General features: G+C 64.0%; 17 protein-coding genes and 1 pseudogene. 16 read left to right on the top strand and 2 right to left on the bottom strand.

Going from position 1 to position 11935, the window contains the following annotated elements; translation table 11 throughout:
• Nucleotides 1-42 precede the first annotated feature (42 nt).
• The 10 genes and pseudogenes from M0209_RS08705 (at nt 43) to leuC (ending at nt 8272) form a co-directional block, all read left to right on the top strand.
• Entirely contained in the window at nt 43-960 is a 918-nt protein-coding gene (locus M0209_RS08705; RefSeq protein WP_258887887.1) for an SMP-30/gluconolactonase/LRE family protein, read from the top strand.
• A 1-nt stretch (nt 961) separates the two neighbouring features.
• Nucleotides 962-1653: pseudogene (locus M0209_RS08700) on the top strand (VIT family protein).
• A gap of 68 nt (nt 1654-1721) precedes the next feature.
• Nucleotides 1722-2429: a CoA transferase subunit A gene (locus tag M0209_RS08695; RefSeq protein ID WP_258887886.1), complete on the top strand. Its 708-nt coding sequence runs from the start codon at nt 1722-1724 to the stop codon at nt 2427-2429.
• Nucleotides 2429-3064, top strand: a complete 636-nt coding sequence (locus M0209_RS08690; protein ID WP_258887885.1) for a 3-oxoacid CoA-transferase subunit B — start codon at nt 2429-2431, stop codon at nt 3062-3064. Before M0209_RS08695 ends, M0209_RS08690 begins: the two co-directional genes overlap by 1 nt.
• Nucleotides 3065-3484 (top strand): nucleotidyltransferase substrate binding protein, encoded by a 420-nt coding sequence (locus M0209_RS08685; protein WP_258887884.1) that lies wholly within the window; start codon nt 3065-3067, stop codon nt 3482-3484. It abuts the gene before it with no gap.
• Nucleotides 3471-3797 carry a nucleotidyltransferase family protein gene (locus M0209_RS08680; RefSeq protein WP_258887883.1) on the top strand — a complete coding sequence of 109 codons (327 nt, stop codon included), beginning with the start codon at nt 3471-3473 and terminating at the stop codon, nt 3795-3797. Before M0209_RS08685 ends, M0209_RS08680 begins: the two co-directional genes overlap by 14 nt.
• Complete coding sequence (locus M0209_RS08675) at nt 3794-4474, top strand: glutathione S-transferase family protein (RefSeq protein ID WP_258887882.1); 681 nt, start codon at nt 3794-3796, stop codon at nt 4472-4474. The genes M0209_RS08680 and M0209_RS08675 overlap by 4 nt, the downstream gene beginning before the upstream one ends.
• A gap of 126 nt (nt 4475-4600) precedes the next feature.
• Complete coding sequence (locus M0209_RS08670) at nt 4601-5887, top strand: serine hydrolase (protein ID WP_258887881.1); 1287 nt, start codon at nt 4601-4603, stop codon at nt 5885-5887.
• 43 nt (nt 5888-5930) lie between these two features.
• On the top strand, nt 5931-6830 hold the full coding sequence (locus M0209_RS08665; RefSeq protein WP_258887880.1) for an alpha/beta hydrolase: 900 nt from the start codon (nt 5931-5933) through the stop codon (nt 6828-6830).
• 8 nt (nt 6831-6838) lie between these two features.
• The gene (gene leuC, locus M0209_RS08660) at nt 6839-8272 is read left to right on the top strand and encodes a 3-isopropylmalate dehydratase large subunit (protein WP_258887879.1); all 1434 of its coding nucleotides are present in this window, start codon (nt 6839-6841) and stop codon (nt 8270-8272) included.
• Nucleotides 8273-8276: 4 nt separating this feature from the next.
• Here the strand turns inward: leuC and M0209_RS08655 are convergent, their stop codons facing one another.
• Nucleotides 8277-8684, bottom strand: coding sequence for a hypothetical protein (locus tag M0209_RS08655; RefSeq protein ID WP_258887878.1), 408 nt, complete (start codon nt 8682-8684; stop codon nt 8277-8279).
• A 55-nt stretch (nt 8685-8739) separates the two neighbouring features.
• The gene (locus M0209_RS08650; protein ID WP_258887877.1) at nt 8740-9024 is read right to left on the bottom strand and encodes a helix-turn-helix transcriptional regulator; all 285 of its coding nucleotides are present in this window, start codon (nt 9022-9024) and stop codon (nt 8740-8742) included.
• Between the two features lie 62 nt (nt 9025-9086).
• Between M0209_RS08650 and vapB the strand changes: the two genes are divergently transcribed.
• The 6 genes from vapB to M0209_RS08620 are packed head-to-tail and all read left to right on the top strand — an operon-like array spanning nt 9087 to nt 11929.
• A complete protein-coding gene (gene vapB, locus M0209_RS08645; protein WP_309547056.1) occupies nt 9087-9335 on the top strand; it encodes a type II toxin-antitoxin system VapB family antitoxin in 249 nt (82 codons plus the stop codon).
• An 11-nt stretch (nt 9336-9346) separates the two neighbouring features.
• On the top strand, nt 9347-9748 hold the full coding sequence (locus M0209_RS08640) for a PIN domain-containing protein (protein WP_258887876.1): 402 nt from the start codon (nt 9347-9349) through the stop codon (nt 9746-9748).
• Entirely contained in the window at nt 9745-10344 is a 600-nt protein-coding gene (leuD, locus tag M0209_RS08635) for a 3-isopropylmalate dehydratase small subunit (protein WP_258887875.1), read from the top strand. Before M0209_RS08640 ends, leuD begins: the two co-directional genes overlap by 4 nt.
• The gene (locus tag M0209_RS08630; RefSeq protein WP_258889602.1) at nt 10341-11339 is read left to right on the top strand and encodes an NADPH:quinone oxidoreductase family protein; all 999 of its coding nucleotides are present in this window, start codon (nt 10341-10343) and stop codon (nt 11337-11339) included. The genes leuD and M0209_RS08630 overlap by 4 nt, the downstream gene beginning before the upstream one ends.
• A 33-nt stretch (nt 11340-11372) precedes the next feature.
• Entirely contained in the window at nt 11373-11696 is a 324-nt protein-coding gene (locus M0209_RS08625) for a DUF1476 domain-containing protein (protein WP_258887874.1), read from the top strand.
• Entirely contained in the window at nt 11696-11929 is a 234-nt protein-coding gene (locus M0209_RS08620) for a BolA/IbaG family iron-sulfur metabolism protein (RefSeq protein ID WP_258887873.1), read from the top strand. Before M0209_RS08625 ends, M0209_RS08620 begins: the two co-directional genes overlap by 1 nt.
• The last annotated feature ends 6 nt before the right edge of the window (nt 11930-11935 follow it).

The following is an 11935-nucleotide window of genomic DNA, read 5'->3' as shown; positions in this document are numbered from 1 at the left end:
TGTAGGACGTGCTAGCCTGCAATCAAAGCAGGGGAGAGCGAGATGAGTTGGGAAACGATGACGTCGGGCCTGCGCTTTTCCGAAGGGCCGGTGGCCTGCGCCGATGGCAGTGTCATCGTCACCGAAATCGCGGCAGGGCGGGTGACGCGGTGTTTGCCCGACGGAACGACTCAGGTAATTGCAGAGACGGGCGGCGGGCCGAACGGCCTCGCCTTCGGGCCCGACGGCATGCTGTACTGCTGCAACAACGGCGGGTTCGATTATGTCGAGGCAGGCGGGCTGCTGATCCCGCATTGCATCGCCAGCGATTATTCGGGCGGGCGGATCGAGCGGATCGACGTCGCGACCGGCAAGGTCGAAGTGCTCTACAAGTCGGGCGACTTCGGCTGCACACTGCGCGGGCCGAACGATATCGTGTTCGATGATGCGGGCGGTTTCTGGTTCACCGATCATGGCAAGAACGACCAAAAAGCGCGGACGCGAGACATCACCGGGATTTTTTACGCCAAGGCCGATGGCAGCCATTTGGAAGAAGTCGTCTGGCCGAGCGAGAATCCGAACGGCGTGGGCCTCTCCCCCGATGGCAAGATGCTTTATGCGGCGGAGACCTACACCTGCCGCCTCATGGCGTTCGCCGTCACCGGTCCGGGCAAGGTCGACCTGACCGCAGGTCTAGGCGGTGCGGGCATCCCGCTTTACCGGCCTGCGGGGTACAAGTTCTTCGACTCGCTGGGTGTCGAGGCATCCGGTAACATCTGCGTGGCAACGATAGGCGAGAGCGGGATTAGCGTGGTTTCCCCGGCGGGCGAACTGGTCGAGTTCGTCGCGACCGACGACCCGTTTACGACCAATATCTGCTGGGGCGGCGAGGACATGATGACGGCCTATGTCACGCTGTCGGGCACGGGGCGGCTGGTGAAGCGGCAATGGGCGCGGCCTGGCCTCAAGCTGGCGTACTGAGATGCTGCGTCACAAGGAAGCGCACCTCATCGAACGCATCGGCTGGCTGCGCGCGGCGGTGCTGGGCGCGAACGACGGAATCGTCTCGACCGCGAGCCTGATCGTCGGCGTTGCCGCAGCCAATGCGACTCAGCAGTCGATCTTGGTGACCGGCGTCGCGGGACTGGTTGCGGGGGCAATGTCGATGGCGGCGGGCGAATATGTCTCGGTCAGCTCGCAGTCGGACACCGAGAAAGCCGACCGCGCGCGCGAGGCGACCGAATTGGCAACGGTGCCCGAGGCTGAACGCGAGGAGCTGGTCCGCATTTATGAGGGGCGCGGCCTCGACCGGGCGCTGGCCGAACAGGTCGCGACCAGCTGATGGCGCGCGATGCGCTGGGCACGCATTTGCGCGACGAACTGGGGCTTTCGGAAACAACGACAGCGCGGCCGATACAGGCGGCGCTGTCCTCGGCGGGTAGTTTCGCGATTGGCGCGGCGATGCCGCTGCTGATGGTGTTCCTGACGCCGGGCAAAATGCTTGTCCCGGCCGTGGCGGTTGCCTCGCTGCTGTTCCTCGCGATCCTCGGGATTGTCGGCGCACGCGCAGGCGGCGCGAACGTCTGGCGCGCGACGCTCCGCGTCACTTTCTGGGGCGCGCTCGCCTTTGCGCTGACCGCCGGGATCGGGCGGCTGTTCGGGGCAAGTGTCTAGCTGTGGAGGTTGCCCCTCAAAGCCGTGGCTCCTAAGGCGCGGCGAACTTCCATCGCTTCGAGGATTCGATGCAGAAACTCTATCCCGATGCCACCGCCGCGCTCGACGGATTGCTTTGCGACGGCATGACAATCTGTTGCGGGGGGTTCGGGCTGTCGGGGATGCCCGAGCGGCTGATCGACGCCATCGAGGCGTCGGGGGTAAAGAACCTGACCATCGCCAGCAACAATGCGGGCATCGACGGTGTGGGCCTCGGCAAGTTGCTCCGTTCGCGCCAGGTGAAAAAGATGATCTCTTCCTATGTCGGCGAGAACAAGGAGTTCGAACGGCAATATCTGGCGGGCGAGCTCGAGGTCGAATTCTGTCCGCAGGGGACGCTGGCCGAACGGATGCGCGCGGGCGGGGCGGGCATTCCGGGGTTTTACACCAAGACTGGCGTCGGCACGCTGGTGGCCGAGGGCAAGGAAGTGAAGGCGTTCGACGGCGAGGACTATATCCTCGAACGCGGCATCCGCGCCGATTTGTCGATCATCAAGGGGTGGAAGGCCGACGAGAGCGGCAACCTCATCTTCCGCAAGACCGCGCGCAATTTCAACCAGCCTGCCGCGACCGCGAGTTCGATGACCGTCGCCGAGGTCGAGGAGATCGTGCCGGTCGGGTCGCTCGATCCGGACGCGATCCATGTGCCGGGCATCTACATCAAACGCCTGATCTGCGGCGCGCCGTATGACAAGCAGATCGAGTTTCGGACGGTGCGCATGCGGGAGGTCGCATAATGCCCTGGACCCGCGACGAAATGGCGGCGCGCGCCGCGCAAGAACTGCAGGACGGGTTCTATGTGAATCTGGGTATCGGCATCCCGACGCTGGTGGCGAACCATGTGCCTGCCGGGATTACCGTCACGCTGCAATCCGAAAACGGGATGCTCGGCATCGGGCCGTTTCCCTATGACGACGAGGTTGATCCCGACCTGATCAACGCGGGCAAGCAGACGATCAGCGAGCTGCCGTCGTCGAGCTATTTCGGGTCCGAACAGTCGTTCGCGATGATCCGCGGCGGGCATATCGACCTGACCGTGCTCGGCGCGATGGAGATTGCGGAGAACGGCGACATCGCCAACTGGATGATCCCGGGCAAGATGATCAAGGGCATGGGCGGTGCGATGGACCTGGTCGCGGGCGTCAAGCGCATCATCGTGGTCATGGAGCATACATCGAAGAACGGCGACCCGAAGTTCATCCCGGCGTGCACCCTGCCGCTGACCGGCAAGAATGTGGTCGATATGGTGATCACCGATTTGTGCGTGTTCAAGCGTGACGATCACGCCAGTCCGTTCAGGCTGATCGAAATGGCTCCCGGTGTGACGGCGGACGAGGTAGCGGCGAAGACGACGGCACGTTATACGGTCTGAATGGACACGCCACGCTGGCATCTCAGGCTCGATAACTTCCTGGCGGCGCTGGCCTCGCTTGAAGCATCGGCACGACTGGCATCGGAACGCGAGCTCAGCGAACTGGAAAAGGCCGGGTTCGTGCAACAGTTCGAAGTCTGCTGGGAAGCAGGCTGGAAGGTGATGCGCGATTATCTCTGCGCGGCAGGCAGTCCCGTCGATGTGCCTGTGCCGCGCAACGTCATCCGGGCAGCGTTCGACGCCAATGTCATTTCCGACGGTGACATGTGGGTGGAGGCGATGAAGGCGCGCAATGTCATGTCGCACGATTATGACTGCAGCGCGTTCGGCGAAACCGTCATCCGGATAGGCGCCGACTTCGTGCCGCTTCTGGTCGCGCTGCGCGCTAAACTGATCGGGGAGCGCGATGCCGGAAATTGAGCTGACCGGACCGCAGCGTCAGGCGCTTTTGACAGCAATAGCGCCGTTCGCTGATACGTTCGATTCTGTCGGTGTGTTCGGATCGCGGGTCACCGGCAGCTCGCGACCCGGATCGGATATCGACCTGGTTTTCTATGGCGTGTCCGACGAGGCTATCATTTCACGGTTGCGTGAAGCGCTTGAAGAGAGCGACCTGAGCATCTTTGCCGACGTGCACCGTTACGAAACGATCGAGCATCCACCGCTCAAAGCCGAGATCGACCGATGGGCAACGCCGTTGTTCGCGCGTGAGGAGCTTCGCCGCGCGGCATGACCTACACGCTTGTCACCGCGAACCGGAACTATTCGAGCTGGTCGTTGCGCCCGTGGGTGCTGATGAAGGCGCTGGGGATCGCGTTCGAGGATCGTGTCGAGCCGTTTCTCGCGCCGGGAAATCCGCAGTTTCTGTCGTTCTCGCCGACGGCCAAAGTGCCCGTTCTGATCAACGGAAACCGGACGGTTCATGATTCGCTCGCCATCGCGCTCTATCTTGCCGAGCGGCACGATGGTGTCTGGCCCACCGATGACGATGCGCGGGCCTGGGCGATGAGCGCGGTCGCCGAGATGCACAGCGGATTCGGAGCGCTCCGCAACGACTGCACTATGAATGTCGGGGTCCGCGTCCGGCCCAAGCCGATGTCGGACGCACTGAAGGCCGATGTCGCGCGGATCGCGGCGCTGTTTGCGGAAGGGCTCGACTGCTTCGGTGGGCCATGGTTGGCGGGCAGAGCGTTCACTGCCGCCGACGCGTTTTTCGCACCGGTCGCCTATCGCATCCGCACCTACGGACTCGATGTCGGTGTTGGGCAGAGTTGGGTCGATCATTGTCTGGCGCACCCTGCCATGCGGCAGTGGGAGGCCGAAGCGCTGACCGAAAGCTGGCGCGAACAGGCGCATGAGGACGAGTTGCGCGACTGCGGCGACGTCATCGCGGATTATCGTTCCGCCTGATCGACTCGGTTGACAGCGTCCAGCCAACGACTCACCGAAAACGTGACATGCTTATTTGCATTCCCGCTTGCCCCGGAGCCAAGCACCTGATTCAATTGCTTAACGGGTTTGGGCTAGGGTCGCTGAATGTCGAGTAACCGTTATGTTCGCGGGGCAGCGCTCGCCGCGATTGCCGGAATGGGCATCACTTTTGCCGCATTCGGTCATGCCTCGGTGCCGGGCGCCGCTGAAGCCTGGCGGACCTGGGGCCAGTCGGCGACCGCCTATATCCCCGCCAGCATCGACACCCGGTTTCGCGGGCGTGTCGATTACCGCGACTTCGACGGCCGCGTTGCCGGCGTCATGGCCGATCCTTCGATGGTCGGGCTGTCGGTGGCGGTGATCGAGGACGGACGGATCAGCTTCGCCAAGGGGTACGGCACGACGCAGGCGGTCGGCGGCACGCCGGTCGATAGCCACACCGTGTTCCGCTGGGCCTCGCTGTCGAAGGGCGTTGCCGCAACGATGGTCGGCGAGCTGGCGGCAGAGGGCAAGGTGTCGCTCGACGCGCCGGTATCGGCCTATGCCACGACCTTGCGCCTGCCGATGGGCGGCGAAACGCGCGCGACCGTCGACGATCTGCTGTCGCACCGGCTGGGCATCGTCCGCAACGCGTTCGACAACAAGCTGGAGGCGGGGATGGACCCGCGTGTCCTGCGCCCGCAACTGGTCGGGGCCAAATTCCAGTGTGCGCCGGGCGCGTGCCACACCTATCAGAATGTTGCCTTCGACGCGGCTAGCGAGATCGTCCAGAACCTGACCGGCAAGACGTACCAGTCGGCCGTGCAGCAGCGCCTGTTCCAGCCGCTCGGCATGGTCGATGCGAGCGTCAGCCGCGCCGGGCTGGTGGCGTCGCGAAGCTGGGCAAAGCCGCATGTCGGCCTGCGCCGCACGGTCACAGTCAACGACAATTATTACCGCGTACCCGCCGCCGGCGGGGTCAATTCGTCGATCCTCGATCTCGCGCGCTGGATGCAGGCCCAGATGGGGGCAGCCCCCGAAGTCGTGCCGAACCGCGTGCTCGACGTGATCCACGCGCCGCGCATCTATACCGACCGCCATCGCGGCATGTTCAACCAGGCAATGGGCGCGTCGCAATATGCGCTGGGCTGGCGCGACTATAATTATCTCGGCCACCGGCTGATCGGGCATCAGGGCGCGGTGATGGGATACCGCGCGACGGTGCTGTTCGATCCGGTCAAGCGGTCGGGCATTGCGATGCTGTGGAATTCGCAGAGCGGCAAGCCGGTGGCGTTGCAGCTCGAACTGCTCGACCGGTTGTACGGCCTGCCGCGCCGCGACTGGCTGGGACTCGACAAGGCGCAGACGGTTTCGCCGTTGGCGCAAACGGTGACGACGCCGCTCGAGGATTGAGCATCGATCTTGGCTTTGCCGTGCGGCCTGTTACGGCGGCGGCATGAACCGCACCTTCCGCATTTCAGCTATCGTCGTCGCCATTCTGGGAATCGGCGTTGCCGGGGTCGCCTATACGGCAGGGCCAGGGACGCTGGACGTCATCGACCGCTTTACCCCCGGTGCGGGCGGGACAAGGGTCGCGGCGGATGTCGCCTTCGGCGCGCACGGACAGCGGCTCGACGTCTGGCGCAGCGGTGACGCCCAGCCCGGCGGCGCGCCGGTGCTGGTGTTCTTCCACGGCGGCGGCTGGGTGAAAGGCGACCGTCAGTCCTATGGCTGGGCGGCGCGCGCCTATGCGTCGAAGGGGTTCGTGGTCGTCGTCCCCGATTATCGCAAAGTGCCGCAGGTCCGCTTCCCCGCTTTTGTCGAGGACGGGGCGGACGCGGTGCGCTGGACAAAGGACAATATCGCGAAGTACGGCGGCGATCCCGGGCGGATCGCGGTCGCGGGGCATTCTGCAGGCGGGCATACTGTCGCGATTCTGACGCTCGACCCGCAATGGCTGGCGAGGGCGGGTGCGCCGGGGGCGATCAAGGCAGCGGTCGGCCTGTCGGGGCCCTATGACTTCTATCCTTTCACCGGACGTGCCGTGGCCGCGATGGGCGACTGGCCGCACCCGCAGGAGACGCAGCCGCTGAACTACGCGCGCAAGGACGCGCCGCCGATGATGCTGGTGACCGGGACCAAGGACACGACCGTGCGCCCCAAAAATGCGCGCAATCTGGCGGCGAAGCTGAAGGCACTCGGCGCGGCGGTCGAGGAAAAGGAATATGCCGGGCAGGGACATGAGGACATTGCGATGGCGCTGTCGCTGCCGTTTCGGGGGAAGTCGTCCGTTCTCGACGACAGCGCGGCGTTCCTGAACGCGCATCTTGCGAAGCGCGCCCGCCCCGCGCAATAGGCTCGGCCATGGCCAGCCGACCGCGCACCCTCTACGAGAAAATCTGGGACGACCATGTCGTCGAACGCCGCGATGATGGCACCTGCCTGATCTATATCGACCGGCACCTCGTCCATGAAGTGACCAGCCCACAGGCGTTCGAGGGGTTGCGACTGGCAGGACGGGACGTGCGGCGGCCCGACCTGACTCTTGCAGTGCCCGATCATAATTTGCCGACGACGCCGCGTGTGGGGGCGGACGGCAAGCGGCTGCCCATTGCCGATCCCGAAAGCGCGCAGCAGCTGGCGGCGCTGGAGGCCAATGTCGCGGCGTTCGGCGTGCCCTATATCGACGCGACGGCGGCGCGGCAGGGGATTGTCCACGTCGTGGGGCCGGAGCAGGGCTTCACCCTGCCGGGCACGACGTTGGTCTGCGGCGATAGTCACACCGCCGCGCACGGGGCGCTGGGGGCACTGGCGTTCGGCATCGGGACGAGCGAAGTCGAACATGTGCTGGCCACACAGACGTTGCAGCTCGCACCGTCCAAAACGATGGAAGTGCGCGTCGATGGTACGCTTGGCTTCGGGGTCAGTGCCAAGGATGTCGTGCTGGCGATCATCGGCAAGATCGGCGCGGCGGGCGGGACCGGCTATGTCATCGAATTCACTGGGTCGGTCATTCGCGATCTCAGCATCGAGGGACGGCTGACGATCAGCAACATGGCGATCGAGGGCGGCGCACGGAGCGGCCTGATCGCGCCCGACGAGACGACCTTCGCCTATCTGAAAGGTCGCCCGATGGCCCCGCAGGGCGCGGATTGGGACGCCGCAGTCGCGTACTGGCGGACGCTGCCGACCGACGCGGGCGCGGCGTACGACAAGACGGTGGTGCTCGACGCTGCCGACATCGGGCCGAACGTCACGTGGGGGACCAGTCCCGAGGACGTGGTCGCCATCGGCGGCGTGGTGCCCGACCCGATGAGCTTTGCCGATCCGGGCAAGCAGGAGGCTGCGGCGAAGTCGCTCGCGTACATGGGCCTGACGCCGGGCATGCGGATGCAGGACGTCGCGGTCGAGAACATCTTCATCGGCAGTTGCACCAACAGCCGCATCGAGGATTTGCGCGCGGCGGCGGCAGTGCTGAAGGGCCGGCACAAGGCAGCAGGCGTGAAATGGGCCATCGTCGTCCCCGGCTCGGGCCTGGTGAAGGCGCAGGCCGAAGCCGAAGGCCTCGACCGCATCTTCACCGACGCGGGATTGGAATGGCGCGAACCCGGCTGCTCGGCATGTCTGGGCATGAACCCCGACAAGGTGCCATCGGGCGAGCGCTGTGCCTCGACCAGCAACCGCAATTTCGTCGGCCGCCAAGGCCCGGGCGCGCGGACGCACCTGCTCAGCCCCGCCATGGCGGCGGCGGCGGCGGTGACGGGGCGGCTGACCGATGTGCGGGAGTTGGTGGGGTAAGCCGCTACTTTCGAAGGTGATTTATTGACCTTACACGACCATGTGCGTCCGTGTAGGTCCAACTGCCGTTCCAAACATTTTCAGCGCCGGCGGCTATCGACGCATTCAATTGATTGAGCGAGCGGTAGCCTTTGCCGCTGTCCAAGCGGACCCACTTTCCGTCCCGTGCCTCGGCGGCATATAACTTGCCTTTGTACTCCCGTTCAATTCTGAAGCCTGCCGGAAAGTCGACCATATTCCGACGATCAAAGAAGCCAAAGTTCGCCACCTTCGTCTCCGGCTTTCTATCGCTGGAGATTGGTTTGGCGGTGAGGATGCGCTCAAGGATTTGTGACTCGGTTTCCTCTCCGTCGCCCCGAGCAGCCCAAATCGCTGCATACACTGAGGTTGAAACGTCGATTGATCTAAGCATCTCGAATCTCCTTAAATCTACAAATAGTAGAAAAGAGAATCGTCGTCAATCCGTTTCAAACCAACCCCAGCTGCACCCGTCGCCCCACCAGCGCCGCCGCGCGCTGCAACGTCTCGATCGTCACATTGCCGTTCTCCGGATCGAGTACGCGATCGATCTGCGTCCGGCTCGTGCCCATTGCGGCGGCGAGGCCGGTCTTGGTCATCTTGCGGTCGCGCATCGCCTCGGCAAGTTGCCACGCGATCACTTCCTTGATCGCCTTGGCCTGAAATTCGCCGAGCACGCCATCGCTGTCGAGGAAGCTGTCGAGCGTCGAGCCGCGATGTTTGTTGTCAGCCATATTCACCACCTTCGCTTGCATATCCCATTGACATATCCCCATGCTCACATCAAGATAATGCGATGAACGCACCCGCAAAAGTCGGCCGGATGGCCTCGCTGTTCAAATCGAACCGCAATCAGGCGGTCCGCATTCCCAAAGACATGGAGTTCCCTGCGGACATCAAATCTGTGGTCATCCGCAAAGTCGGCAATTCGCGCATTTTGACGCCGAAGGACCAGATTTGGCTCGAGTATTTCGCCGAACCGGGTGTCGCCGACTTTCCGGATCGCGACCCACAGGGGGAATATGAAGAGCGCGAGTCGTTCTAGTGCCCCGCTTTATGCTCGACACGAATGTCTGCATCCGCGTGATCCGCAATCGCCCTGCGGCGGTCGCCGCGCGATTTCAATCTGAGGTCGACGATCTAGCGATTTCCACGATTGTCTGGCACGAACTGCTTCATGGCGCAGAGAAATCGGACCGTCCTGCGTACCATCGCGAGAAGGCTGAAGATTTTGCGACGCGCCTGACAATACTCAATTTCGATCAGGCTGCGGCAGCGGATGCGGCCAACATCAAGTTCGTATTGGGGAAGAAGGGGCAGATGATCGGCCCCAACGACCTTTTGATTGCAGGGCACGCGCGCAGCCTCGGTCTACAATTAATTACGGGCAATCTTGGCGAGTTCCGCCGTGTCGATGGCCTGCGCTGCGAAGACTGGTTAGCCGAGGAAACCGAATGACCCCCGTCACCACTATCGAAGGCCGCGCTTATCCCTTCGGGCGCAAGAACGTCGATACTGATGTCATCATTCCGGCGAAGTGGCTCAAAACCATCACCCGCGCGGGCCTTGCCAAGGGCGCGTTCGAGACGGTGCGGGCTGAGGACGGGAACGTGTTTGACGATCCCGCCTATGCGGGCGCGCCGGTGATTATCGCGGGCGACAATTTCGGCTGCGGGTCGAGCAGGGAACATGCCGCCTGGGCGCTCGACGACATGGGGGTGAAGGCGGTGATCGCGCCGTCGTTCTCCGATATCTTCTCGGGAAATGCCTACAAGAATGGCATATTGACCGTGGTGCTGCCGCAGGCCGCCATCGACCGGTTGATGGAGGTCGCCGCCGCAGGCGACCCTATCCATATCGACCTCGAGCACCAGAGCGTTACCACGCAGTTTCAGGACCGGTTCGGCTTCGACATCGATCCGTTCCGAAAGTCATGTTTGATGAACGGCACCGACGAGATCGGATTGACGCTTGCCAGCGACGCCGCAATCGGAAACTACGAAGGCCGTAAGGCCGGGGCGCGGCCGTGGCTGAAACCGGAGATCGCAGCGTGAAGGCACTTTTATCGACCACTGTCGGCGGCCCCGAAACGCTCGTGATGCAGGACATCGCCGAACCCGTCGCGGGTGCGGGCCAGTTGCTCGTCGCGGTCAAGGCCTGCGCCATCAACTTTCCCGATGTCCTGATCATCGAGGACAAATACCAGATCAAGCCGCCGCGCCCGTTCGCGCCGGGCGGCGAGATTGCGGGCGTGGTCGAAGCGGTGGGCGACGGTGTGACCGGTTTCAAGCCCGGCGACCGCGTGATTGCGGTTACGGGGCATGGCGGACTCGTTGAAAAGGTCGCGATTCCGGCAGCTTCGGCCTATCATTTGCCCGAAGGGCGCAGCTTTGCGGATGGCGCGGCACTGTTGCTCACCTATGCAACATCGATCCACGCGCTGGTCGACCGCGGGCGCTTGCAAGAGGGTGAGACGTTGCTGGTGCTGGGGGCCGCAGGCGGCGTCGGGCTGGCGGCGGTCGAGCTCGGCGTGGCATTCGGCGCGCGGGTGATCGGCGCGGTGTCGACCGAGGAGAAAGCGGTGGCGGTGCGCGCGGCGGGCGCGTCCGATGTGGTGCTCTATGGCTCGGCCCCGTTCGACCGCGACCAGTCGAAGGCACTGGCCGACAGCTTCAAGGGCGTCCTCGGCTCGGGCGGCGCGGATGTGATCTATGACGCCGTTGGCGGCGATTATTGCGAACCGGCGCTGCGCTCGATTGCGTGGGAGGGGCGCTATCTGGTCGTCGGCTTCCCGGCGGGCATCCCGAAATTGCCGCTCAACCTGACCCTGCTGAAAAGCTGCGACGTCTGCGGCGTGTTCTGGGGCGCTTTTGCGGCGCGTTCGCCCGCCAAGAACGCCGATCACATTGCGCGCCTGTTCCGGCTGTGGGCCGAGGGAAAGATCGCGCCGAAGGTCACCGAAACTTTCCCGTTCGAGCGCGGCGGCGACGCCATCGCGCACCTCGCCAGCCGAAAGGCAATCGGCAAGGTTGTCGTGACGCTCGGCTGACCCTATTTCTTATCCAAGCATCTGGAGGCCATCTTGACCCAATTCGACGAACGCGAGCGCGCCTTCGAAACCAAATTCGCCCGCGACGAGGACATGGCGTTCCGCGTCACCGCGCGCCGGAACAAGCTGCTCGGGCAATGGGCAGCGGGGCTGATGGGCCTGACTCCCGAGGAAACCGCTGCCTATGCGACCTCGGTCGTGCAGGCCGATTTCGAGGAAGCGGGCGACGACGATGTGGTCCGCAAGGTGCTGGGCGACCTGACTGCTGCTGCCGTCGAAACCGACGAAGCCGCGATCCGTCAGGCACTTGCCGACAAGACCGTCGAAGCGCGCCGCCAACTGATGGAATCGCAATAATGGCGATGGCCGCTGCCGAGATCGAGGCGCTGATCGTGGCGGGCATCCCCGATGCTGCTGTCGAAATCACCGACCTGGCCGGCGACGGCAATCATTATGCTGCCAAGGTGACTGCCGCGAGCTTTACCGGCCAGTCGCGTATCGCTCGCACCAAGGCGGTTTATGCCGCGCTCGGCGGGCGAATGGGCGGCGAACTACACGCATTGCAGCTCAGCTGCGCGACCCCTGAATAGGAACTG

The sequence above is a fragment of the Sphingomonas sp. SUN039 genome (assembly GCF_024758725.1).
Taxonomy (GTDB): Bacteria; Pseudomonadota; Alphaproteobacteria; order Sphingomonadales; family Sphingomonadaceae; genus Sphingomonas_O.
Note: the sequence above shows the minus strand (reverse complement) of the source record. Positions and strands in the feature narration are given on the sequence as shown.

Excerpts from the sequence above, each read along its gene's own strand:
- vapB (WP_309547056.1), top strand. The coding sequence starts at position 9,087 with ATGAACGCACCCGCAAAAGTCGGCCGGATGGCCTCGCTGTTCAAATCG.
- M0209_RS08665 (WP_258887880.1), top strand. The coding sequence starts at position 5,931 with ATGAACCGCACCTTCCGCATTTCAGCTATCGTCGTCGCCATTCTGGGA.
- M0209_RS08640 (WP_258887876.1), top strand. The coding sequence starts at position 9,347 with ATGCTCGACACGAATGTCTGCATCCGCGTGATCCGCAATCGCCCTGCG.
- M0209_RS08620 (WP_258887873.1), top strand. The coding sequence starts at position 11,696 with ATGGCGATGGCCGCTGCCGAGATCGAGGCGCTGATCGTGGCGGGCATC.
- M0209_RS08675 (WP_258887882.1), top strand. The coding sequence starts at position 3,794 with ATGACCTACACGCTTGTCACCGCGAACCGGAACTATTCGAGCTGGTCG.
- M0209_RS08680 (WP_258887883.1), top strand. The coding sequence starts at position 3,471 with ATGCCGGAAATTGAGCTGACCGGACCGCAGCGTCAGGCGCTTTTGACA.
- M0209_RS08685 (WP_258887884.1), top strand. The coding sequence starts at position 3,065 with ATGGACACGCCACGCTGGCATCTCAGGCTCGATAACTTCCTGGCGGCG.
- M0209_RS08705 (WP_258887887.1), top strand. The coding sequence starts at position 43 with ATGAGTTGGGAAACGATGACGTCGGGCCTGCGCTTTTCCGAAGGGCCG.
- M0209_RS08650 (WP_258887877.1), bottom strand. The coding sequence starts at position 9,024 with ATGGCTGACAACAAACATCGCGGCTCGACGCTCGACAGCTTCCTCGAC.
- M0209_RS08695 (WP_258887886.1), top strand. The coding sequence starts at position 1,722 with ATGCAGAAACTCTATCCCGATGCCACCGCCGCGCTCGACGGATTGCTT.
- M0209_RS08655 (WP_258887878.1), bottom strand. The coding sequence starts at position 8,684 with ATGCTTAGATCAATCGACGTTTCAACCTCAGTGTATGCAGCGATTTGG.
- leuC (WP_258887879.1), top strand. The coding sequence starts at position 6,839 with ATGGCCAGCCGACCGCGCACCCTCTACGAGAAAATCTGGGACGACCAT.
- M0209_RS08690 (WP_258887885.1), top strand. The coding sequence starts at position 2,429 with ATGCCCTGGACCCGCGACGAAATGGCGGCGCGCGCCGCGCAAGAACTG.
- leuD (WP_258887875.1), top strand. The coding sequence starts at position 9,745 with ATGACCCCCGTCACCACTATCGAAGGCCGCGCTTATCCCTTCGGGCGC.
- M0209_RS08670 (WP_258887881.1), top strand. The coding sequence starts at position 4,601 with ATGTCGAGTAACCGTTATGTTCGCGGGGCAGCGCTCGCCGCGATTGCC.